This is a genomic window from Nonomuraea sediminis (assembly GCF_018531495.1).
Taxonomy (GTDB): Bacteria; Actinomycetota; Actinomycetes; order Streptosporangiales; family Streptosporangiaceae; genus Nonomuraea; species Nonomuraea sediminis.
Map to the genome: position 1 here is coordinate 925,905 of NZ_JAHDTI010000003.1, position 22,042 is coordinate 947,946.

Below are 22,042 nucleotides of genomic sequence, written 5' to 3' on the forward strand. Positions count from 1 at the left end.
TCGACACAAGCCTGCACAACCTCATGACTGGCGCACCCCCGGCGACCTGGCACTCTTAGAGCTGTGAGCGATCGGACGCGCGAGGACACCACGAGAAGGCTTGAGCGGGCCATGGGCTCTCTCGGCACGGCCGCCATGGCCCGCATGGACGACAAGCTCGCCTGGTTCCGCGCGCTCAGCGCGGAGGACCGCTCCTGGGTCGGGCTGGTCGCCCAGGCGGGCATCGCCTCGTTCGTGGAGTGGTTCCAGCACGCCGGCGAGGACCGCCCCACGCCCAGCATCGAGTTCTTCGGTACGGCGCCGCGGGAGCTCAAGCGCTCGATCTCCCTCCAGCAGACCGTCGACATCATCAGGATCGTCGTCGAGGTGGTCGAGGCCCAGACCGACGAGCTGGCCTCCCCCGGCGGCGAGGACCAGCTCGAGCAGGCCATGCTCCGCTACACCAGGGACGTGGCCTTCGCCGCCGCACACGTCTACGCCCGTGAGGCCGAGGCGAGGGGTTCGTGGGACGCCCGCCTCGAGGCGCTGATCGTGGACGCGCTGGTGCGGGGCGAGGTCGACGACGGCCTGCACTCCTGGGCCGCCGCGCTGGGCTGGACGTCCTCCCCCGTCGTGGTGATCGCCGGGCAGGCCCCCGGCGACGACCCGCGGGCGGTCATCGACGGGCTGCGCGAGAAGGGCCGGCGCATCGGCATGGACCTGCTGGCCGGGGTCCAGGCCGACCGGCTGATCGTGATCGTGGGCGGCGCGGACAGCGTGGACGACGCCGCCAAGCAGGTGGTCTCCCGCTTCGGCCCCGGACCGATCGTCATCGGGCCCGAGGTGTCCGACCTGCACCACGCCGCGGGCTCCGCCAAAGCCGCGCTGGCCGGGCTGAAGGCCTCCTCCGGCTGGCCCGACGCGCCCCGGCCGGTGCACGCCGACGAGCTGCTGGCCGAGCGGGCGCTGGACGGCGACGAGGACGCCAGGCAGCAGCTGGTCGAGCACGTCTATCTGCCTTTGGCGGGCACGCCGTTGCTGGATACCCTTGCCACGTACCTGGAACAGGGCACCTCGCTCGAAGCCACGGCCCGGCTGCTGTTCGTCCACCCGAACACGGTCCGCTACCGGCTCAAGAAGATCACCGAGCTCACCGGCTACCTGCCGACGGAAGGCAGGTCCGCCTTCACCCTGCAGGTGGGCCTCATCCTCGGCAGGCTCTCGGAAGGCGCGGAAACGTGGCGCGCCCTAACGTAACAAGCCGGAAACCCCCACTGTGGGCTTCCTACAAAAGACCCCGGACAAAGTTCGTACGGATCTCTATCCGCGTGTCGAACACCTACAGGGCATGGTGGGTTTCGTGCTTGTACTCGTCGCTCCGGGCCAAGGCGCCCAGACTCCGGGCTTCCTGGCCCCCTGGCTCGAACTGCCCGGTCTCGCCGACCAGCTGGCTGCCTGGTCCGAGGTCGCCGGGCTGGACCTGATCGCCTACGGCACCACCGCCGACGCCGACGAGATCCGCGACACCGCCGTCGCCCAGCCGCTCCTGGTGGCCGCCGCCCTGGCCTCCGCGCAGGCGCTCGGCGCCGAGCCCGACCTGCTTGCCGGCCACAGCGTCGGCGAGCTCGCCACGGCCGCGCTGGCCGGGGTGATCACCCCCGAGCAGGCGCTGGCCCTGGTCCGCGAGCGCGGACAGGCCATGGCCAGGGCCGCCGCGGTCACCCGGACCGGCATGACCGCCGTGCTGGGCGGGGTGGAGGCCGACGTGCTCGCCGCCCTCGCCAAGCACGGCCTGACCCCCGCCAACATCAACGGCGCGGGCCAGATCGTGGCCGGCGGAACACTCGAGCAGTTGGCAGCGTTCAAGGAAGAGGCACCCGCCAGGGCGCGGCTCATCGCGCTCTCGGTCGCCGGCGCCTTCCATACCGAGCACATGGCTCCGGCTGTGGCGGACATGCGTGCGGCCGCCTCGGCCATCAGCCCGTCCGACCCGGAGGTCAAACTGCTGTCGAACGCCGACGGTCAGCTCGTGACCAGCGGCACCGACCTGATGGAGCGCCTGGTCGCCCAGGTCAGCGCCCCGGTCAGGTGGGACGCGTGCATGGCCACGATGGCCGAGCTCGGTGTGACCAAGATGATCGAGCTGCTGCCCGGCGGCACGCTGACCGGCCTGGCCAAGCGCGGGCTGAAAGGCGTCGAGACCGTGGCGCTGAAGACCCCCGACGACCTCGACGCGGCCAGGGAGCTGATCAAGTGAGGATTCCCGACATCACCCCCGGCGCCCGGGTACTGGCCTTCGGCCACTACCAGCCCTCCACCATCGTCACCAATGACGACCTGGCCAAGAACATGGACACCAACGACGAGTGGATCCAGTCCAGGGTCGGCATCAAGGAGCGCAGGGTCGCCGGTCCCGCTGAGTCGCTCGAGGACATGGCCACCCAGGCGGGCGGCAAGGCGCTGGCGGCCAGCGGCCTGTCCGCCGAGGACATCGACCTGGTGATCGTGGCCACGTGCACGCTGGAGAGCCAGATCCCGAACGCCGCCGCCGTCGTCGCCCACCGCCTGGGCATCGACTCTCCCGGCGCGTTCGACGTCAACGCCGCCTGCGCGGGCTTCTGCTACGCGCTGGCCACCGCCAGCGCTGCCGTGCGCGGCGGCGCCGCCCGCCACGTGCTGGTGATCGGCGCCGAGAAGCTGTCGCAGTGGGTCGAGTGGACCGACAGGTCCACCGCCGTGATCTTCGCCGACGGCGCGGGTGCCGCGGTGGTCGGCCCGTCCGACGAGCCGCGCATCGGCCCGGTCGTGTGGGGCAGTGCCGGCGACAAGTCCGAGGCGATCGCGATCGCCGACCGCGACAGCTTCCTCCGCCAGGAGGGCCAGACCGTGTTCCGGTGGGCCACGACCGCGCTGCACCCGGTGGCCAAGGAGGCCTGCGAGCGCGCCGGCGTCGACCCGTCGGAGCTGACGGCGTTCGTGCCGCACCAGGCCAACCTGCGCATCATCGAGGCGATCGCCCGCAAGCTGGGCGCCGACCAGGCCGTCATCGCCCGCGACATCGTGCACGCGGGCAACACCTCGGCCGCCTCGATCCCGCTCGCGATCTCGCGCATGATCGAGCGCGGCGAGGTGCGCTCCGGAGGCCTGGCCCTGCTGCTCGGCTTCGGTGCGGGCCTGACCTATGCGGGCCAGGTCATCGAGATTCCATAGGATCCTGTACGGCTGGCGCCGTACAGCACAGCTTGTGCGGCGGGAGCCGTACAGAAACCAGAAAATGAATCGAAGGAGAACTAGCGACATGGCGACCGAGCAGGAGATCCTCGAGGGCCTCGGCAAGATCATCAACGAGATCACCGGCATCCCGGCTTCCGAGGTTACCCCCGAGAAGAGCTTCGTCGACGACCTCGACATCGACTCGCTGTCGATGGTCGAGATCGCCGTGGCCGCCCAGGACGAGTTCGGCGTGGAGATCCCCGACGACCAGCTCAAGAACCTGAAGACGGTCAAGGACGTCCTCAACTTCATCCAGAACTGAAATCCGCTCAACTGATCGAAAGGGAGCGCAAGAACGTGAGTGCGAACCGGGTACGTGTCGTCGTCACCGGGCTAGGCGCGACGACGCCCGTCGGTGGGGATGTCACCTCATCCTGGTCGGCGCTCCTCGCCGGTCAGTCGGGTGTCCAGACACTGGCTGAAGACTGGATCGACACCGTCCCCGTGAAGTTCGCGGGGACGGCCGCGGTCGACCCTGCCGAGATCCTGCCCAGGCCGGAGGCCCGGCGGCTCGACCGCAGCGAGCAGCTGGCCATGGTGGCCTCCCGCGAGGCCTGGCAGGACGCGGGCGCCCCCGAGATCGCGCCCGAGCGGCTGGGCGTCGTGGTCTCCAGCGGCATCGGTGGCATCAACACGACGCTGTCGGCCTACGACACCTACAAGGAGCGCGGCTGGAACCGGCTGTCGCCCTTCACGGTGCCGATGCTCATGCCCAACGGCCCGGCCGCCTGGATCGGGCTGGACCTGGGCGCCCAGGCGGGCGTGCACGCGACCGTGTCGGCCTGCGCCTCCGGCGCCGAGGCCATCGGCTACGCGATGGACATGATCAGGTCCGGCCGCGCCGACGTCGTGGTCGCGGGCGGCACCGAGGCCGCCATCCACGGGCTGAACATCGCCGCCTTCGCCGCCGCGAGGGCCATGTCCACCCGCAACGACGACCCGCAGGGCGCCTCCCGACCGTGGGACCGCGACCGTGACGGGTTCGTGCTCGGCGAGGGCGCCGGCATCGTGGTGCTGGAGTCCGAGGAGCACGCCAAGGCGCGCGGCGCGCGCGTCTACGCCTACGCCTCGGGTGTCGGCTACTCGGCCGACGGCTACCACATCACCAAGCCCGAGCCCGAGGGCCGGGGCATCAGCATGGCGATGACCCAGGCGCTCAACGACGCGGGCATCACCGGCCAGGACGTCAAGCACGTCAACGCGCACGCCACCTCGACGCCCGCGGGCGACGTGATCGAGGTGCAGGCCGTGGCCAAGGCCATCGGCGGGCACCCGCTGGTCACCTCGACCAAGTCGATGACCGGTCACCTGCTCGGCGGCGCGGGCGGCATCGAGTCCGTCTTCACGATCAAGGCTCTGCAGGAGCGGATCGTGCCGGCCACCATCAACCTCAACAACCTCGACGACGGCATCGACGTGGACCTCGTCTACGGCAAGAACCGCGAGCTGCCCTCGGGCGACATCGCGGCGGTCAACAACTCCTTCGGGTTCGGTGGCCACAACGTGACCGTCGTGTTCCAAGGGGCGTGATGACCGGGCTTGTCGAGGTCATCGATGAGCACGGCACCTTGGTCATGAGATCAGCCTGGTCGTGAGATCCGGCTTGGTCGTGAGATCAGCCTGGTCATGAGATCGGCTTGGTCATGAGATCGGCGAAGGAGGGCTCATGACGGTGCTCGACAACCGGGCGGTGACGGAGGGCTCCGAGCAGGAGCCCGCCGATCCCCGCGATCCCGTCGTCCGTCTCAGCGCGCTGCTCGACGAAGGCTCGCTGCGGTTGATCACTCCAGAGGACAGGAGCGGCGTCCTCGCCGCCATGGGCCGCGTCGAGGGTGTTCCCGTCGTCGCGTTCTGCAGTGACGCCCGCTTCCAGGGCGGCGCGATGGGCAGCGAAGGTTGCGAGCACATCGTGCACGCCTACGACGTGGGCGTCCGTGAGCGGGTGCCGGTCATCGGGATCTGGCACTCCGGTGGTGCGCGACTCGCCGAAGGCGTCGAGTCGCTGCACGCCGTCGGACGGGTCTTCGCCGCGATGACCAAGGCCTCCGGCCTCGTCCCGCAGATCTCCGTGGTCGTCGGCCCCGCGGCCGGCGGCGCGGCCTACGGGCCCGCGCTGACCGACCTGGTGATCCTGGCCGACTCCGGCCGGATCTTCGTCACCGGCCCCGACGTGGTGCGCAGCGTCACCGGCGAGGACGTCGACAGCGCCGCGCTCGGCGGGCCCGAGCCGCACGGCAAGCGCTCGGGCGTCGTGCACGTCGTCGCCAAGACCGAGTCCGACGCCTACCTCAAGGCCCGTGAGCTGGCCACGCTGCTCGGCCACCAGGGCCGGGTGCGCACCTCCGGCGTCGAGGAGGTCGACTTCTCCGCGTTCCTGCCGGAGTCGCCGCGCCGCGCCTACGACGTCAAGCCGCTGGTGAACGGCCTGCTCGACGAGCCCGGCATCGAACTGCACCCCAAGTGGGCGCCGAACGTCGTCACCTCTCTCGGCCGGCTCGGCGGCCGGACCGTCGGTGTGGTCGCCAACAACCCGCTGCGGCTCGGCGGCTGCCTCGACGCCACGTCCGCCGAGAAAGCCGCCCGCTTCGTTCGTATGTGTGACGCGTTCGGCGTGCCGTTGGTTGTCCTCGTGGACGTGCCCGGTTACCTGCCCGGTGTCGGCCAGGAGCACGGCGGCGTGGTCCGCCGCGGCGCCAAGCTGCTGCACGCCTTCGCCGAGGCCTCGGTGCCGCGGGTCACGCTGGTCACGCGCAAGGCGTACGGCGGGGCCTACGTCGCGATGAACTCCCGCGCGCTGGGCGCCACCAAGGTCTTCGGCTGGCCGACGACCGAGGTCGCGGTCATGGGCGCGGTGGCCGCGGTGCGCATCCTCAAGCGGCGCGAGCTGGCCGCCGCCCCCGAGGAGGAGCGGGCCGAGCTGGAGCAGCGGCTGGCCGAGGAGCACTCGCGCCTGGCCGGTGGGCTGGAGCGCGCGCAGGAGCTGGGCGTGATCGACGAGGTCATCAAGCCGGAGGAGACGCGCGGCGCGATCGCCAAGCTCCTCGCCCAGGCCACCCCAGCCAGGGGCGCCCACGGCAACATTCCGCTCTAGGCTCGTTCACCCGCTCTAGGTTCGTTCACCCGTTCGGGGTTCGTTCACCCGTTTGGAGTTCTTCAACGAAGAGGCCCCCACATCGCCGGTGGTGATGTGGGGGCCTGTTCGGTGTGAAGTCCGGGGCGTCGTCTCTTCCTGGTGCCTGGGTCACGTGCGCCGTTGAGGCGGGTCACCCGTCCACCACGGGAGCAGCGCCTGGGCGCGCCCTCAGCGGGCGACGGCGGGAGGCGGGTTGGGCGGCTTGCCGTACAGAATGATCAAACAGCCGCATGAAGCCAGCGGACAGGCGCGCCGTCGCCGGCGTAGCGGAAGGGCTCGAGCTCCTCGTCCCAGGGGCGGCCGAGCATCCTGTCCAGCTCGTCCTCCAGTGAGCAGCGGCCCTGGGCGGACATCAGCATGACCGTGCGCAGCCTGTCCTCGGGGATCATGATGTCGCCCGCCGCGCCGATGACCGCGCTGAAGGCGCCGAGCGTGGGCGTGTAGGCGTGGCGGGAGCCGTCGACTCCCTGCGAGGCGTCCTCGGTGATCTCGAACCTGATGCGCTGCCAGCCCATGAGGGAGGACGTGATGGCGGCTGCGATGCCGGGGCGACCCTCCCACTCCGCCTGCGCGCGCACCACGTTGGGCGCGGCTGGTTGCGGCGTCCACGTCAGGTCGACAGGCACGCCGAGGACACCCGCGACCGCCCATTCGATATGAGGGCACAGCGCGGGCTGAGCCGAGTGGACGTAGAGCACGCCACGAGCAGACACCGGACCTCCCGATCGGTACGAGGTGCGCCTTCCCCAACGGCCTCGCCCCAGGATGATCACAAGTGACTAGGGAGAGACTACCGTCGGTCGCTATCCGACACCAGAGGGGGGCCATACCAAGTTGTTGCGAAGGTGACACGTGACACACGGACGATCGCGGAAAGATACCGCCTCATGGACCTCCAATCCGTCGGCGAGGCGCTCATCCGGCCAGGCCAGCTGCTGACCGACCGCAGCGCCCTGTCCGCGACCGCCCGCTGGACCCAGGCCGTGGCGGAGGCGGACGGCTTCTGCGTGATCCGTCTGACGCCCGGTGTCGACCCGTGCGAACTGGCGGTGGATCTGCGGGAGAAGGGGTTCCGCGCCTCGCCCAACCACGTACTCGCCGGGCAGCCGCTGTTCTTCGGCGGGCCCGCCTCGCGGCCCTTCCCCACGCCCAAGATCGCCTTCAAACCGGGCAGGGACCGCACCTCCGCCGTGGTCGCGCTGCTCGACACCGGCGTGGCCGAGCACCCGTGGTGGTCGGGCAGCCGCTGGTACCGCAACCTCGGCAAGGAGGCGGCCGACGCCTCCGAGGGCGCCCAGGCCGGGCACGGCACGTTCATCGCCGGGCTGCTGCTGCGCGCGGCGCCGGGAGCCGTGCTGAAGGTGTCCCGGGTGCTCGACGGCGACGGCGTGGGCGACGAGGCCGGCGTGGTGCGCGCGCTCAACCGGATGCGCGAGCGCCCGCCCCAGGTGCTCAACCTGTCCTTCGGCTGCCACAGCTTCGACGACAGGCCGCCGCCGCTGCTGGCCGACGCGCTGGGAGCCCTCTCCGACACGGTCGCCGTCGCCTGCGCGGGGAACACCGCCTCCGACCGGCCGTTCTGGCCCGCCGCGCTGCCGGGGGTCGTCGGCGTGGGGGCGCTGGACGCCGCCGGGGAGCGCAGGGCGCCGTTCTCCGGCTTCGGGCGGTGGGTGGACGCCTGGGCTCCCGGCGAGTGGCTGACCAGCAGCTTCCCCGGGTTCTCCGGCTACGCGGCGTGGAGCGGGACCTCCTTCGCCACCGCGCTGGTCGCCGGGGCCGTGGCGGCACGGGCCGGTGACCGTACGGCCAAGCAGGCGGCGGAGGACTTGATGCGGGACTCCCGGCAAATTCCCGATCTGGGGGTTGCCATCCCGTGGACTCTGTAGAGTTTACGCTCAGTCCTCGGCCCATCACGAGGAGGCAGGATCGCCTCCCGTGGCGCACGGCGAAGGAGGCCCGCATGCGCGATCCAGCGGTACTGCTCGACGCGGCGGCCGACGGCGACCATGCGGCGTGGGTCGAGCTGACCAACCGGTTCGGTCCTCGCCTGTGGGCCGCTGTCCGCGCGTGCGGGCTCGGCGAGGCCGACGCGGCGGACGCCGTGCAGGGCGCCTGGCTGCGGCTGCTCGAAAATCTTCACACGATCAAGGATCCGGCGGGCGTCGGCGCCTGGCTCACCACCACGGCACGGCGCGAAGCGCTGCTGATCCTCCGGAAGGAAGTGCCCGGGCTCCCTTCCTACCTACCGGTGTCAGAACCGGATCCCGCCGCCGAGGTCCTCGACGCCGACACCGGCCAGAGGCTGTGGCAGGCGGTCTCCTCTCTCCACGAGCCATGCCGGTCGATGTTGAAGCTGGTCGCCGTCGGCGAGCGGCAACTCGCGACACGGTTGGGGCTCCCACCAGGCAGTGTCGGGCCCACCCGGGCTCGCTGCCTTGAACGGCTGCGCACCCTGATCTCACCACAGGAGACGGTGCAATGAGCAACGACGAGTATCTGCTGGCGGCGCTCCGGCTCGCCGCCGGGAACGATCCGATTCCCGCGCACGTGTCCGCCACGGCGCGCAACACGTTCGCGCTGCGGGTGCCCCACGCGGTCACCGCCACGCCCGTCGAGTCCCCCTCCGGGGGCGGCGTCCGCGGGGGCTCCGGGCCGCGCCTGATCCGCTTCTCGGCCGCCGACCTCGTCTTCGACCTGGAGGTCAGCGTCGGCGACGGGCTCATCGACATCGCGGGGCAGGTCTCTCCGCCGCCCGGGGAGGGCGCCCACGTCGACGTCCGCACGCCGCATCTCACGCTCTCCCGGCCGCTCGGGCTGACCGGGCAGTTCGCCGCTACCGGACTGCCGCCTGGGTGGCTCAGCGTCGTCTGCCATCGGCGTGATCACGCGCCTGTCCAGACCCGGTGGGTGCGTATACGCCCGTGACGGCCGAGAAGACCCCGTCGAACCGCCCGCGGCAGACCGCTGCGGGGTCCTTCGCGCTGCCCAAGGCGTCCTCTCCCGCTCCTGGCTCGTCCGTGCCCGCCGCGCGCCGGTCCTCCTCGGACGCCCACCCGCCTGATGCGCCTGCCGAGATCTCCACGCCAGGCTTCGACCTTCCCGGGTCCCCGCGTATTCCTTCGGCGCGCACCTCGACCGACGAGCCGGACGTGGGGCCGCCTGCCCGCTCCCGGACAGAAGCGTCGGCGGGGCTGGTGGGGGCCGCGGAGATGGCGGTCGTGCGGGCGATCATCGATCCGCCGAAGGCGCTGCGTGAGGCCCGCGCCGTCCTGGCGCGCGCAGAACGCGAGCGGGACGTCGAGGCCGCCGTGGTGGCGCTGCGCGGGATGGCGCTGGCCGCCAGGGAACTGGGCGACCTGCACGGCGCCGAGCGGCACCTGCGGCGGGCGATCGCCACGCAGGGCGCCCCCGCCGAGCGCGTCGCGCAGGCCAGGCTGTCGCTCGTCACGGTCAGGACCGAGCGCGGACACCCGCTGCAGGCGCTCAGGGTGGCGGCGCTGGCCTGGGCCTACCTGTCGCCGCTCGACCGGGCCAAGCTCGACACGCAGCGCGCCGTCGCGCTGGCCCACCTGGGCCGCCACGTCGAGGCCGTGGCCGCGTGCGACCGTTCGCTGGAGGCTCTCGCGGCGGCGCCGGCCAGCATCGACAACCGGCGGTTCCTGGCGGGCGGCCTGCTCAACCGGGGCCTGGTGCACGCCTACCGCGGCGACTGGGACACCGCGCTGACCGACATCACCGCCTGCCGCGAGATCTCCGCCGAGGCGGGCCTCGACTACCTCGGCCGGCTCGCCGCCGCCAACCTGCCCTTCCTCGCGGTACGGCGGGGCGACCTGGCGACCGCGTTCGCCCGGTACCGCGAGGCGGAGGACACGCTGTTCGGCTTCCCCGAGCGCCTGGCCACGATGCGGGCCGACTTCGCCGGGGCGCTGCTGGCCGCCCATCTGCCCGGCGAGGCCAGGGCCATGCTGAGCCTGGCCGTACCCGATCTGGAGGCGGCAGGCGCGCATGTCGCGCTGGCCGAGGCGAGGCTGAAGCTGGCCCAGGTCGAGCTGCTCACCGGCGATGCCAGGCAGGCGCTGGCGGTGGCGCGGCGCGCCGCCCGGGACCTGGCGGGTCAGGATCGCGACGCGTGGCTGCCGCTGGCCGCCGAGGTCGTGCTGCGGGCCCGGCTGGATCTGGAGGAGCACACCGGCGCGCTCCTCGACGAGCTGGTGACCTGCGCCGACGAGCTGGAGTCCGAGTCCGCCCACGTCGCGGCCGCCGCGGCGCTGCGGCTGGTGGCGGCCGAGGTGGCGCTGGAGCTGGACGACCATCCCACCGCTTCCGCCCAGCTCGACCGGCTGATCTGCGACGACCGGCATCGCGAGGCCGCGCCCCGTGACGGTTCCACGCCGTTGGCCTCCGCGGCCCAGGCCGCCCATCTGGACCGGCCGTCCTCGCAGGTGCCCGCGCTGGTCAGGCAGCACGCGCTGGCGCTGGAGGCGGCCCTGCAGGAGGACACGGCCAGCGCCTTCCGCGCGGTGCGCGACGGGCTGGCCGAGGTGGGATGCCAGGTGGAGGCGTTCGAGGACCCGGCGCTGCGGGCTCATGTGGCGCGGGCGGGCGAGCGGCTGGCCTCCTTCGGGCTCGGGCTGGCGATCCACGGCGGGCTGGCCGAAGAGGTCTTCGAATGGGCCGAACGCTGGCGGGCCGTCGCGTCCTCCTCCGGCCCCGGCGTCTCCGACCTCTGCCGGGTACGGCAGGCGCTGGGCGACGCGGCGCTGGTGGAGTACATGGTCGACGGTGGCCGCCTGCTGGCGGTGGCGATCACCTCGCACGGCATCGCGCTGCGGCGGCTCGGGGCGGTGGACGAGGTCACCGACGCGGTCGTCCAACTCCGTTACGCCATGCGGCGCACCAGCCTGCGCGACGCCACGCACGCCGCCTCCCACGTGGCGGCCGCGGCCCGTGAGGTCGAACGGCTCGTGCTCGGGCCGCTGCGGGCGGAGCTCGACGGCCGGGAACTGGTGGTGGTGCCCGCCGGTCCGCTGCACACGCTGCCGTGGGCGGCCCTGCCGTACCTGCACGACAGGCCGGTGAGCGTGACGGCGAGCGCGGCCGGGTGGCTGCGGGCGCGTTCGGCCGTGACGCCGCGGGTGGCGCCGCTGGTGCTCGGGGCTTTCGGGCCCGGGCTGGAGTACGCGCAGGCCGAGGTGGATCACGTGGTCGGCGGGTATGCGGGCGGGGCCGTGGTGCCCGGGCGGCGCGCGGACGTCCTCGCCGGGCTGGCCAGGGCGGACGTCTTCCACCTGGCGGCACACGGCGTCTTCGACTCGCGCAGCCCGCTGCTGTCGGGGATCACGCTGGATGACGGCCCGCTCATGGCCTACGACCTGCTGCGCCTGCCCAGGACCGCCGGCCTGGTCGTGCTGTCGTCCTGCGACTCGGGCATGGCCCGCACCCCCGCCGAGGGCGCGCCGCTGGGCCTGGCGGGAACATTCCTGTCACGCGGCACGTCCTGCGTCGTGGCCGGCATGATCCCGGTCCGCGACGACGAGGCCCTGGCGGTCATGACCCTCTTCCACGAACTCCTCGCCGCCGGCCAACCCCCCGCCCACGCCCTCGCCACCGCCTCCACCAAAACCACCGTCCAGGCCTTCACCTGCTTCGGCGCCGCCGACCTCCCCATAACATCCCCCTCCTAACACCCCGGCCTTGTAAGGCGGTGAAGCGGGACCGTGGTGCCCGGAGAACGAAGCGTCGTGGCGGTGGGCACTGGCATCGACTCGCCGGAAGCGCCGGGCGCGGGTCCTCAGCCGGAGTACGGCGGGCGGCCGGTGGCGGCGGCCCGCCGTACAAAATCAAGCCCTCCGCACAAGATGAAGCCCTCGGCACAAGATGAAGCCCCCGGCACTAAGAAAAGGGAATCAGCCTGTGGCGACCGGGCGGGTCGGGTCGGATACCCAGTTGGACCAGGAGCCGACGTAGAGGGCGGCGGGGAGGCCGGCGACCTCGAGGGCGAGGACCTCGTGGGCGGCCGTGACGCCGGAGCCGCAGTAGGCGCCGACGCGGTCACCGGCGCCCAGCGCGGTGAAGCGGTCGCGCAGCGTCCGCGAGGACAGGAAGCGGCCGTCAGGGCCGAGGTTCTCGGTGGTGGGCGCGCTGACCGCGCCGGGGACGTGGCCCGCGACCGGGTCGATCGGCTCCACCTCGCCCCGGTAGCGCTCCCCCGCCCGGGCGTCGAACAGCGTCCCGGCGGCCGCGAGGGCGGCGGCCTCGTCGGCGGTCAGGATCGGCATGCCGCCGGGCCTGGCGGTGAAGTCGCCCTCGGCGATCTCCGGCTCGTCCTGGACCAGCGGGCCCTGCAGGCCGCCGTCGAGTACGCGGACGTCCTGGTGGCCGAAGTACCGCAGCGTCCACCAGGCGCGGGCGGCGAACAGGTTGCCCTGGTCGTCGTAGACGACGACGCGGCGGCCGTTCGACACGCCGAGGCGGCGCATCGCGGCCTGGAAGCTCGCCGCGTCGGGCAGCGGGTGCCTGCCGTCGGGGCCGGGCGGCGCGGCCAGGTCGGCGTCGAGGTCGCAGAAGACCGCGCCGGGGATGTGACCTTCGAGGTAGAGCCCGTGCGCGGGCGGCCCGCCGAGCCGGTAGCGGACGTCGAGCAGGGTCGCGTCGCCGAGGTCGTCGAGCGTGATCAGCGGGCTCATCGGGTGGTTACCTCCAGGAAGGGCACGTACTGCTCGGCCGCTGTCATCGATCCGTGGAAACCGGTGAACAGGGCCTCGATGCGGTGGCTCGCCGAGGCGGTGATGGCCAGGTCGGTGTACGGCACGGCCACGACGTCACCGATCCGCTCCAGCCACGCGTCGCGGACCGTGGGTCCGAACCAGCCCGACTCGACCGCCTCCTGGCGCGACACCACCCAGGCGTCTGCGGCCAGGGTCTCACGCCAGGCCTCGAGTACGGCGGGTGCGGCGCCCTTTTCCGCGTAGACGTGTCGTGCCCTGGCCTCGCCGCCGAGCAGGGACACGCCCTCCATGAGCGCGGGGGTGGTGTCGGCGTCGATCTTGCGGGTGGCGTTGACCATGCCGTGGTCGGCGGTCACGTACAGGGCCGAGCCTGGTGGCAGGGCCTCGGCCAGGCGTTCGGCCATGCGGTCGACGATCTCCAGGTGGCGCAGCCACTCCTCGTCGCCCCAGCCGACCAGGTGGCCCGCGGCGTCGAGGTCACCGTAGTACACGGTGACGTGGGCGCGGGGTTCCTGGAGCGCGTGCCGTACGGCTGCAATGCGGTCGTCCACGGAGTCGGCGGGCAGGTAGCGGACGCCGCGGAAGACGGCCTCGGTCAGGCCGGTGCCCTCGAACTGGGCCGGTCCGACATATCCGGCGGCGATGCCGGCCGCGGCGGCGCGCTGGTAGACCGTGTCGGCGGGCTGCCACACCGCGGGATCCATCATCGCCCCGCCGGGCAGCGTCCAGCGCAGGCAGTTGAACAGGTGGCCCGCACCCGGGACGGCCAGCATCATGCCCAGCATCCCGTGCTCGCCCGGCGCCATGCCCGTGCCAAGCGAGCACAGGCTCGTCACGGTCGTCGCGGGGAAGCCCGCGGTCAGCGTCCTGCCGTCCAGGCTCGCCAGGAACGGCGCCCTGTCGCCGTGAACCCGCAGCAACTCAGCGCCCAGCCCGTCGACCAGGAACACGCACACGCGATCGACGGCCGCCAGGCCGAGGGCGTTGCTCCCGCCTCCGCCCAGCGCGGCCAGCACAGACCCGGACGCATCGGCCAACGACCCCAACCCGTAACGCGGCACCACCGGCTCGCCCATGCGCCGATCCTAGCCCTGCTGTCCCGTTCCTTGACGAGCTCCCGCACGCACCTGACCAGCCCTCGCACGGCTTTGAGGAGCTTCTCGTACGGCGGGCCGCCGCCACCGGCCGCCCGCCACACTTCGGCTGAGGGCCCGCGCCCGGCGCTTCCGGCGAGTCGATGCCCCTTGCGCACCGTCACGGCGCATCGTTCTCCGGGCACCACGGTCCCCCTGGCCCGCCGTACATCTCCTCCCCAGCGCTGGGCCTGGCGTCGTCGTTGGGAAGCCGTGCAACGAGGCGCCGGTGCGGCGAGGAGGGGTGCGGCGGGGCTCGGCGCCATGCGGTCGGCGCGTGCGGGGAGTCGGGGTGAGGCACCCTGCGGTCGGCGAGCGCGCGAAGCGGGACGCGGTCGGCGAGCGCGCGAAGCGGGACGCGGTCGGCGAGCGCGCGAAGCGGGACGCGGTCGGCGAGCGCGCGAAGCGGGACGCGGTCGGCGGGCGCGAGAGGCGGGGTGAGGCGCCGTGCGGGCGGCGGACGCGGGAGGCGAGGCCGGGCGGAGGACTACGCAGGCAGTGGGGGCGACGCGGATACGGGTCGGCCTGGTGGAGCGGGGGTGGCGGTGGGAAACGCGCGTGGGGGAGCGCCCGTCGGCGGGGTTGGGGGGAGGCCGCGTGAGGGGAGGTCAGGAGGCGGCGCGGGCGGTGGCTTCCGAGAGGGACTTGGCGAAGGCGAGGACGTGGGAGACCGCCTCGGGCCCGTCGGCGGCCTCGCTGACCCGGAGCGAGAGGTCGTCGGCCGTGATGGCGCCGGTGTAGCCGTGGTCGGCCTCGCAGTTCTCGTCGCCGCAGGTGGCGGGTTCGAGGTCGACGTGGGAGATGGCACCCCAGCCGATCGTGAGCGTGGCCTCGGTGGGCGCGACGCCGGGGACGTAGGAGGCCGGGTCCGGCACGACGCGCGTGACCGCGACGGACTGGATGCGGCTGAGCCTGACCGCCTCGGTGGTGGTGGAGGCGTGGGAGGTGGACACGCCCTCGACTGCCGGGTGCTCGTCGGTGTGGCAGACCAGCAGCCTGGTGGCCGACAGGACCAGGACCGTGACGTGCCTGCGTACCTCCATCGCCGGGTCGAAGGTCGCCTCGTGGTGGACCACGAACGCTGTCACGGCCTCCTTGCCCAGCGCGGATTCGACCGCGTCGGTGACGAGGTCGGGGTAGTAGCCGCTGCGCTCGATCGCTTCGCGCAGGCCCGCAGCGGAGACTCGGGTTTCCCTCATGGCTCCATCCTGCCAGGACCGCGCAGTGCGCTCACCCACCGGACATAACGCTAGATAACATCTTTAATCCATATAACGCGGAATGGCCAAGCCAACAATTACCCGCCGCCGCCTCTTTCCCCGGTTTGTGATCAGGTGGAGCTGGCTATCGATTAGGGCGGAGACCAGGCCTGTTGCACTGAGTGCGGGCATTCTCAACGAATATCCTCGGGGGAATTGAAATGAACTACGAACGCCTCCGTGGCCTCACCGCCATGACCGCGTTCCTGGCCGGACTGTCCTTCGTGACCTCAAGCGCGCCCGCCCGCGCCGCGGCGCCGTGCGTGATCTCCTCCTCGACCAAGGGGACGTGCGTGGAGGGCATCGCGGGCACGCTCACGCTCAACCAGACCGACGTGCGCGGGCTGAGGGTCGCCTTCGACCTGTACCTGTGGGACATCAAGCCGGACGAGGAACTCCACTTCAGCTCCGAACCCAGCTTCTGCCTGGCCAAGGCCGCCACGGGTTGCGACGTCGCGGTCAGCGTGCCCGGCCGCGTGCTCCGCGACACCGTGACCTCCCCCGGCTACACCTACATCCCCGGCAAGCAGCCGGACCACGCCGTGGACACGACCGCCAAGCGGCACGTGGAGATCGCCGTCTCCGACACCGGGACGCTGACCGTGTCCGTCCGCTTCACCGACAACGGCCCGCTGGTGCCGATAGTGAAGAACCCCAACGTCACCAGGCTCTCCACCCCGATCAAGGTCAGCTGGGCCGCCACCGCGAACGGCTCCAAGGTCACCCACACCACCAGCGGCTCCCTGGCGGGCGAGTCCGACGCCTTCATGCAGCTCAAGCCCACCGGCAACGGCCCGGTCAAACTCCCGGAGGAGTGCTCGGAGGGCTGCTCCATCTCCATCAACGACGGCTACATGGTCGTCACCGGCCCCAACCCGTAGCGTTTCCTTCACAACCACATCACCTTGTACGGCGGGCCGCCGCCACCGGCCGCCCGCCGCACTACGGCCGAGGACCCGCGCCCGGCGCTTCCGGCGAGTCGATGCCACTTGCCCACCGCCACGCCGCTTCGTTAACCATGCACCCCGGCCCCTCTCCCCCGCCGTACAACGCGCCGAACAACCACCACACACCACCTCACCGCCCCCGGCGCGGTGAGCGCAGACCGCCGAACACGAGCGCCGACCTCGACCGCACACCTCCTCACCGACCCGGCGCCTGGACACGTGACCATGGGCAGCCACGGTCCCCCTGCCCCGCCGTACAAGGCGCCGGACAACCGCCGCACACCTTCTCGCCGACCCCGGCGCGGTGAGGGCAGACCGCCGTACGCGGGCGCCGACCTCGGCCGTGCACCTTCTCGCCGACCCGGCGCCTGGAAGCGTGACCCACGGTCCCCCTGGCCCGCCGTGCATTCCTGGGCCCTCAGACTCTGATGCACCTGCGGGGTGGGGATTAGGAGAGGCGGCGGGGGGCCGTGTCTTGGCGGGGGGCCGTGGGGGTGCGGAGGTGGGCTCGGGCGGACAGGACTATGACGGTGGATTCGCCTACGAGGACCTGGTCGAGGTCGAGTCGGGATACTTCAGGGAGGTCGCTGGCCAGGCGGCCTACTCGGACGAGGAGGTCCTCCAGGGCGGATACGGCCACGGGTGGGTAGCCGTACTCGCCGAACAGCAGGGGGGCGGCGCGGACCGATCGGACCAGGCCGGCGGCGTCCTCGGTCGTGAGGGGGGCGAGGCGGTAGCCCTGGTCGAGCAGGAGGCGCGCGGTGACTTCGCCGAGGCCGAACGACACGACGGGGCCGAAGGCGGGGTCCTCGACCACGCTGACCACCGTGGGCACCGCGGGCTGGGGCGCCATCCGCTGTACGGCCAGCTCCACGTCGTCGCCGAGCTGGGCGGCGAACTCGGCGTAGGCGTGGCGGACGCTGTCGGGTCCCGCCAGGCCGAGCCGTACGGTGCCCGCGCGGCGGGAGGCGTCGGGGTCGGCCACCTTGAGCACGACAGGCCAGCCCAGGCGTCCGGCGGCCTCGACCGCCTCCTCGGGCGAGCGGACGAGGTCGGCGGGCCAGACGTCGAGCCCGTAGCAGGCCAGGAGCTGGGCGGCGTCCCATTCGCCGTCATTCAGGTGGCGCTCGACCAGGGCCTTGGCGCGCGCGGTGTCGATGTCCTCGAGCGCGGGCGGCGGCACGACCGGTTGCGCCCGCCATTGGGCATATTTCACGACCTGGGCTAGGGCTCTGACCGCCTCCTCCGGCGCCGCGTAGGAGGGGATCGAACCTCGCGACGGCGTGGCCCCGTCGCCGACCCGCAGATCGGGATGCATCCCCAGATGCCCCTCGAAGGTGGCGAGCACCGGCTTGCCCGAGTCGTGCGAGACCCGCAGCAGCTCGGCCGCCACGTCGGAGGCCGCGCCGGGGATCGGCGGTGTGTACACCACCACGGCCGCGTCCACCTCGGCCGAGCCCAGCACGTCGGCGAGGGCCTTGCCGAACTCGGCGGCTCCGGCCGCGGCGCCCAGGTTGACCGGCGGCCGGGGCTCCAGCCCGGCCGTGACGCAGGCGTCGACGGCGAGCAGCCCGAGCGCGTCGGAGTTGGTGACCAGCCCGACCCGCGGCCCGGCGGGCAACGGCTGGTAGGCCAGCAGCTGGCCGACGTCGAAGAGCTGGATCAGGTCGTCCACCCGGATCAGCCCGGACTGGGAGAACAGCGAGCTGATCGCCGAGTCGGGCAGCCGCAGCGACTCGGCGGAGTGGCTGACGGGGGTGCCGCCGCTCTTGACCACCACGATCGGCTTGCTGCGGGAGATCCGGCGGGCCAGGCGGGTGAACTTGCGCGGATTGCCCAGGGACTCCAGGTAGAGCAGGATCACCTCGGTCGAGGGATCCTCCTCCCAGTACTGCAGCAGGTCGTTGCCCGACACGTCGGCCCTGTTGCCCGCCGAGACGAACGTGGAGATGCCCATCCCCCGCTGCGCCACCCGCTGCAGCAGCGCGGTGCCCAGGGCGCCCGACTGGCTGAAGAAGCCGACCCTGCCCCGGCCGGGCACGGTGGCGGCCAGCGTGGCGTTGAGCCTGACCGAAGGGTCGGTGTTGGCGATGCCCAGGCAGTTGGGCCCCACCACCCGCAGGCCGTAGGCGCGGGCCAGGCGGGCCAGCTCGTCCTGGCGGGCGCGCCCCTCGGCGCCGGTCTCGCCGAAGCCCGAGGAGACCACGACCAGCCCGTGCACGCCCTTCTCCGCGCACTCCTTGACGACGTCGATCACGCCGTCGGCGGGCACGGCCACGACGGCCAGGTCGACGTCGCCATCGATGGCGCTCACGCTCGGGTAGGCGCGCACGCCCGCCACGGCCCGCACCTCGCGGTGCACCGGGTAGACGGGCCCGGTGAAGTCGGCGGCCAGCAGGTTGCGCAACACGGTCTGGCCGACGCCGCCGGGCTCGCGGGAGGCGCCGATCACGGCGACCGAGCCGGGCGACAGCAGCCGCCCGATGGATCTGGCCTCGGCCCTGTGCTCGCGGGCGGTGGTCACCTCGGCGGCGGTCTGCGTCGGGGTCAGGTCGAGCGTCATGCGCACCACGCCGTCGGCGAAGCGGCTCTCGGCGGTGTATCCGGCCTGCCGTAGCACGCCCATCATCTTCATGTTGGCGGGCAGCACGTCGGCGATGAAGCGCTGGATGCCGTTCTCACGGGCGGTCGCGGCCAGGTGCTCGAGCAGGACGGAGGCGACGCCGCGGCCCTGGTGGGCGTCCTCGACGAGGAAGGCGACCTCGGCCTCGCCCTCACCGGTCCTGTCGTAGCGGATGACGGCCACCATCTCGGTGCCGATCGTGGCGATCAGCGCGACCCGGTTGACGTAGTCAACGGTGGTGAACCGGGTGACCTCGCGATCGCTCAGCCGCGGACGCGGGCCGAAGAACCGGAAGTAGATCGATTCGTCTGACAAACGCGAGTAAAAAGCCAGGAGGCGGTCGGCGTCGGCGGGCCGGATCGGGCGCACGTGAGCGGTGCCGCCGTCGGCCAGGACGACGTCAGCCTCCCAGTGAGCCGGATACTGAGCCTCCACAGTCCCGAGCGTACCTGCAGGCGCTATTGGGCAACGCTTGTGCATCGAAGGGTGCCAGTGTCCGAGGTCCGGCCCACGAGCAGGCTGGGAGCTGTTACTTTTGCCGTGGCCAGGCTCGTTCTGAAGGCAGCAAGGTGGTGGCATCATGACGCGGGTCGTCGTGGTGGGCGATCTCATGACCGACGCGGTCGCTCGCGCCCGTTATGCGCTCGCCAGAGCGAGCGACACTCCGGCGATCGTGACGATGCACGGTGGCGGATCCGGGGCGAACATCGCCTCGTGGCTCGCGGTGGAGGGCGCGGAGGTGGCGTTCATCGGCCGCCGCGGCGCCGACATCACCGGGCGCAACCGCGACATGGAGCTCATGGGTTACGGCGTCGACGCCCGCCTGGTGATGGATCCCGAGCGTCCCACCGGCACCTGCGTGGTGCTCGTGACGCACAAGGGCGAGCGCACGATGCTGTCCGACCCGGGCGCCAACGCCGCGCTGTCGCCGGAGGACCTGCCGCGCGACCTGTTCAACGGCGGCGGCCACCTGCACCTGTCCGGCTACACGCTGATCAACGAGGGTTCCCGCGACGCCGGGTTCGCCGCGCTCGACATGGCGCGCAGGTCGGGGATGTCCATCTCGGTCGACTGCTCCTCCTCGGCGCCGCTCGAGCGCACCGGGGCCGAGCCGTTCCTGGAGTGGACGAACGGCGCCAAGCTGCTGTTCGCCAACGCCGACCAGGCGAAGGTGCTGACCGGGCGCGAGGAGCCCGAGGCCGCGGCCAAGGTGCTGACGGCCTGGTTCCCGCAGGTCGTGATCAAGATGAACGCCGACGGCGCGCTCTGGTACACCAACGGCCGTCCCGACCCGGTGCACGTGGCGGCCGAGCCGGTCGACCGGATCGTCGACGGCACGGGCGCCGGTGACGCCTTCTGCGCCGGGTTCCTGCCCCCATGGCTGGAGGGCAAGCCGCCCGCGGAATCGCTGACCGCCGGGTGCCACCTGGCCGCCAAGGCCATCGCCCACCTGGGCGCCCGCCCCCGCCTCTAGCTTCCGGCAAAGAGCTTTCTCACACCGAACGGCCCGTACGGCAAGGCCGCGCCACCGCCGCCCGCCGTCGTGCGCCGGCGCCGCGTGTCCGGCGTTTCCCTCATGGGGTGAGTGTTGCTCGCCGCAACGGCGCTCGGGATCCGGGGGCCACGAGCTGCCTTGGCGTGGTGATTTCCACGCCTTATCGTGGGATCTCCGTGGTCCGCGTGGCGTGGGCGGGCGTGGAGGTGAGGGAGGCAGGTGACTCCTCCGCCTCCTGGAGGAGGCGGCTTCTCGCTAAGCCGCTTCCGCAGCCTGGCGAAGGGCAAGCCCTGCCCTCAAGATGTTGATCGCCGCGTTCACGTCGGCGTGCGCCTCGTGCCCGCATGCCGTACATCGGAACTCGGCCTGGGTGACACGGTTCTCCTTCACGCAGTGCCCGCATCGGGCACAGGCGCGGGAGGTGTTGGCGGGGTTCACTGCGATCACCTCTCGACCGGCGCTTTCAGCCTTGTGCGCGAGGACCGTCAGGAACACCCCCCAACCCGCGTCCAGGATCGAACGGTTGAGACCCGACTTCTGGGCCACATTGGTGCCGGGCGCGTCCACGGTGCCGGAGGCCGACCGGGTCATGTTGGCGATCTGCAAATCCTCGTGCACGATCACGTCGTAGTCGCGGATCAGCGCGAGCGCCGCCTTATGGGCCCCGTCAAGACGCTGACGGCGCACCTTTGCGTAAAGCGCAGCAATCCGCGCAACGGCCTTTCGGCGCCGCCTGGAGCCGCGTTTCCTGCGAGCAAGGTCCTGCTGTGCGGCGGCGAGACGGTCGGCGGTCGCGGCAAGGTGACGCGGATTGGCCACGTGCCGGCCATCGCTGGTGGTGACCAGCCAGGCAACACCCATGTCCACGCCCACTACCGCACCCGTCGCCGGCAGAGGCCGGGCGGGCACCTCATCGCACGACAGCACGACGAACCAGCGGGAGCCCTCCCGCTTCACGCTGATCGTCTTGACGCTGCCCAGCACACGACGGTGCCGATGCACCCGCACCTGCCCGACGCCCTGAAGGCGCACGAACGTGGCGCTCAGGTGGTGAGGCTGGGAGTCCCACCGGCAGCCGTCGCCGTCCTTGGGCCACTCCACCGTGTCGAACCAGCCCCGCCCCTTGAAACGCGGGAACCCGGGCGTGCGACCGGCCTTGACGCGGTCGAAGAACGCGCGGAACGCCTTGTCCAGCCTGCGGAGCGTGGCCTGCTGGGAAGAGAACGACCACCGGGCCTGCCCGTCGGGGTCCTCGGTCCGGATGTGCTTCAACTCGCCGGACTGGTCACCGTACCCAACCGTCACACCCGCCCTGCGGTAGGCCGTACGACGGTGTTCGAGAGCAGCGTTGTAAAGCACCCGATGGTCCTCCAGGCATGCCGTCAACGCGGCGGCCTGCCTGCTGGTGGGGCGCAGCAGGAACTTGAACGACCTGCGCACACCCACCCCCAACCCGAACCGCAGTGATCAAC

At 72.0% G+C, this 22,042-nt stretch carries 18 protein-coding genes; 12 read left to right on the forward strand and 6 right to left on the reverse strand.

Going from position 1 to position 22,042, the window contains the following annotated elements; genetic code table 11:
- The first annotated feature begins 111 nt into the window (after positions 1-111).
- The 6 genes from KIK09_RS18370 to KIK09_RS18395 all read left to right on the forward strand — a co-directional run bounded on the left by KIK09_RS18370 (position 112) and on the right by KIK09_RS18395 (position 6,343).
- Positions 112-1,236, forward strand: a complete 1,125-nt coding sequence (locus tag KIK09_RS18370) for a PucR family transcriptional regulator (protein ID WP_214320739.1) — start codon at positions 112-114, stop codon at positions 1,234-1,236.
- A gap of 103 nt (positions 1,237-1,339) precedes the next feature.
- The gene (locus tag KIK09_RS18375) at positions 1,340-2,236 is read left to right on the forward strand and encodes an ACP S-malonyltransferase (protein WP_214320418.1); all 897 of its coding nucleotides are present in this window, start codon (positions 1,340-1,342) and stop codon (positions 2,234-2,236) included.
- A complete protein-coding gene (locus tag KIK09_RS18380; protein WP_214320419.1) occupies positions 2,233-3,189 on the forward strand; it encodes a beta-ketoacyl-ACP synthase III in 957 nt (318 codons plus the stop codon). Before KIK09_RS18375 ends, KIK09_RS18380 begins: the two co-directional genes overlap by 4 nt.
- Positions 3,190-3,277: 88 nt before the next feature.
- The gene (locus tag KIK09_RS18385; protein ID WP_214320420.1) at positions 3,278-3,514 is read left to right on the forward strand and encodes an acyl carrier protein; all 237 of its coding nucleotides are present in this window, start codon (positions 3,278-3,280) and stop codon (positions 3,512-3,514) included.
- Positions 3,515-3,549: 35 nt separating this feature from the next.
- A complete protein-coding gene (gene fabF, locus KIK09_RS18390; RefSeq protein WP_214320421.1) occupies positions 3,550-4,782 on the forward strand; it encodes a beta-ketoacyl-ACP synthase II in 1,233 nt (410 codons plus the stop codon).
- A gap of 136 nt (positions 4,783-4,918) precedes the next feature.
- Positions 4,919-6,343: a carboxyl transferase domain-containing protein gene (locus KIK09_RS18395; protein WP_214320422.1), complete on the forward strand. Its 1,425-nt coding sequence runs from the start codon at positions 4,919-4,921 to the stop codon at positions 6,341-6,343.
- Between the two features lie 260 nt (positions 6,344-6,603).
- Here KIK09_RS18395 and KIK09_RS18400 read toward each other — a convergent pair whose 3' ends face one another.
- Entirely contained in the window at positions 6,604-7,098 is a 495-nt protein-coding gene (locus KIK09_RS18400; protein ID WP_214320423.1) for a DUF3145 domain-containing protein, read from the reverse strand.
- A 174-nt stretch (positions 7,099-7,272) separates the two neighbouring features.
- On the opposite strand from KIK09_RS18400, the gene KIK09_RS18405 reads away from it, so the two are divergent.
- The 4 genes from KIK09_RS18405 to KIK09_RS60050 all read left to right on the forward strand — a co-directional run bounded on the left by KIK09_RS18405 (position 7,273) and on the right by KIK09_RS60050 (position 12,069).
- Entirely contained in the window at positions 7,273-8,271 is a 999-nt protein-coding gene (locus tag KIK09_RS18405; protein WP_214320424.1) for a S8 family peptidase, read from the forward strand.
- 74 nt (positions 8,272-8,345) lie between these two features.
- Positions 8,346-8,867: an RNA polymerase sigma factor gene (locus KIK09_RS18410; protein ID WP_214320425.1), complete on the forward strand. Its 522-nt coding sequence runs from the start codon at positions 8,346-8,348 to the stop codon at positions 8,865-8,867.
- Entirely contained in the window at positions 8,864-9,310 is a 447-nt protein-coding gene (locus KIK09_RS18415) for a hypothetical protein (RefSeq protein ID WP_214320426.1), read from the forward strand. The genes KIK09_RS18410 and KIK09_RS18415 overlap by 4 nt, the downstream gene beginning before the upstream one ends.
- Positions 9,307-12,069: a CHAT domain-containing protein gene (locus KIK09_RS60050; RefSeq protein WP_214320427.1), complete on the forward strand. Its 2,763-nt coding sequence runs from the start codon at positions 9,307-9,309 to the stop codon at positions 12,067-12,069. Before KIK09_RS18415 ends, KIK09_RS60050 begins: the two co-directional genes overlap by 4 nt.
- Before the next feature lie 222 nt (positions 12,070-12,291).
- Here the strand turns inward: KIK09_RS60050 and KIK09_RS18425 are convergent, their stop codons facing one another.
- From KIK09_RS18425 to KIK09_RS18435, 3 genes are all read right to left on the reverse strand, one after another.
- Positions 12,292-13,071, reverse strand: coding sequence for a sulfurtransferase (locus tag KIK09_RS18425; RefSeq protein ID WP_214320428.1), 780 nt, complete (start codon positions 13,069-13,071; stop codon positions 12,292-12,294).
- Complete coding sequence (locus tag KIK09_RS18430) at positions 13,068-14,189, reverse strand: alkaline phosphatase family protein (protein ID WP_214320429.1); 1,122 nt, start codon at positions 14,187-14,189, stop codon at positions 13,068-13,070. Before KIK09_RS18430 ends, KIK09_RS18425 begins: the two co-directional genes overlap by 4 nt.
- Positions 14,190-14,854: 665 nt before the next feature.
- Positions 14,855-15,445, reverse strand: coding sequence for a DUF5998 family protein (locus KIK09_RS18435; RefSeq protein WP_214320430.1), 591 nt, complete (start codon positions 15,443-15,445; stop codon positions 14,855-14,857).
- 221 nt (positions 15,446-15,666) lie between these two features.
- Between KIK09_RS18435 and KIK09_RS18440 the strand changes: the two genes are divergently transcribed.
- Entirely contained in the window at positions 15,667-16,386 is a 720-nt protein-coding gene (locus KIK09_RS18440; RefSeq protein WP_214320431.1) for a hypothetical protein, read from the forward strand.
- Positions 16,387-16,900: 514 nt separating this feature from the next.
- Here the strand turns inward: KIK09_RS18440 and KIK09_RS18445 are convergent.
- A complete protein-coding gene (locus KIK09_RS18445) occupies positions 16,901-19,555 on the reverse strand; it encodes a bifunctional acetate--CoA ligase family protein/GNAT family N-acetyltransferase (protein ID WP_214320432.1) in 2,655 nt (884 codons plus the stop codon).
- A 100-nt stretch (positions 19,556-19,655) separates the two neighbouring features.
- Between KIK09_RS18445 and KIK09_RS18450 the strand changes: the two genes are divergently transcribed.
- Entirely contained in the window at positions 19,656-20,549 is an 894-nt protein-coding gene (locus KIK09_RS18450; protein ID WP_214320433.1) for a carbohydrate kinase family protein, read from the forward strand.
- Positions 20,550-20,825: 276 nt separating this feature from the next.
- Here the strand turns inward: KIK09_RS18450 and KIK09_RS18455 are convergent, their stop codons facing one another.
- Positions 20,826-22,010 carry an RNA-guided endonuclease InsQ/TnpB family protein gene (locus KIK09_RS18455; RefSeq protein ID WP_308164171.1) on the reverse strand — a complete coding sequence of 395 codons (1,185 nt, stop codon included), beginning with the start codon at positions 22,008-22,010 and terminating at the stop codon, positions 20,826-20,828.
- Positions 22,011-22,042 lie beyond the last annotated feature (32 nt).

Bases quoted from the DNA above. Each gene is read 5' to 3' on its own strand.
- KIK09_RS18425 (WP_214320428.1), bottom strand. From the start codon at position 13,071: ATGAGCCCGCTGATCACGCTCGACGACCTCGGCGACGCGACCCTGCTC.
- KIK09_RS18370 (WP_214320739.1), top strand. From the start codon at position 112: ATGGGCTCTCTCGGCACGGCCGCCATGGCCCGCATGGACGACAAGCTC.
- KIK09_RS18415 (WP_214320426.1), top strand. From the start codon at position 8,864: ATGAGCAACGACGAGTATCTGCTGGCGGCGCTCCGGCTCGCCGCCGGG.
- KIK09_RS18405 (WP_214320424.1), top strand. From the start codon at position 7,273: ATGGACCTCCAATCCGTCGGCGAGGCGCTCATCCGGCCAGGCCAGCTG.
- KIK09_RS18385 (WP_214320420.1), top strand. From the start codon at position 3,278: ATGGCGACCGAGCAGGAGATCCTCGAGGGCCTCGGCAAGATCATCAAC.
- KIK09_RS18435 (WP_214320430.1), bottom strand. From the start codon at position 15,445: ATGAGGGAAACCCGAGTCTCCGCTGCGGGCCTGCGCGAAGCGATCGAG.
- KIK09_RS18440 (WP_214320431.1), top strand. From the start codon at position 15,667: ATGAACTACGAACGCCTCCGTGGCCTCACCGCCATGACCGCGTTCCTG.
- KIK09_RS18445 (WP_214320432.1), bottom strand. From the start codon at position 19,555: ATGCACAAGCGTTGCCCAATAGCGCCTGCAGGTACGCTCGGGACTGTG.
- KIK09_RS18410 (WP_214320425.1), top strand. From the start codon at position 8,346: ATGCGCGATCCAGCGGTACTGCTCGACGCGGCGGCCGACGGCGACCAT.
- KIK09_RS18450 (WP_214320433.1), top strand. From the start codon at position 19,656: ATGACGCGGGTCGTCGTGGTGGGCGATCTCATGACCGACGCGGTCGCT.
- KIK09_RS18430 (WP_214320429.1), bottom strand. From the start codon at position 14,189: ATGGGCGAGCCGGTGGTGCCGCGTTACGGGTTGGGGTCGTTGGCCGAT.
- KIK09_RS18395 (WP_214320422.1), top strand. From the start codon at position 4,919: ATGACGGTGCTCGACAACCGGGCGGTGACGGAGGGCTCCGAGCAGGAG.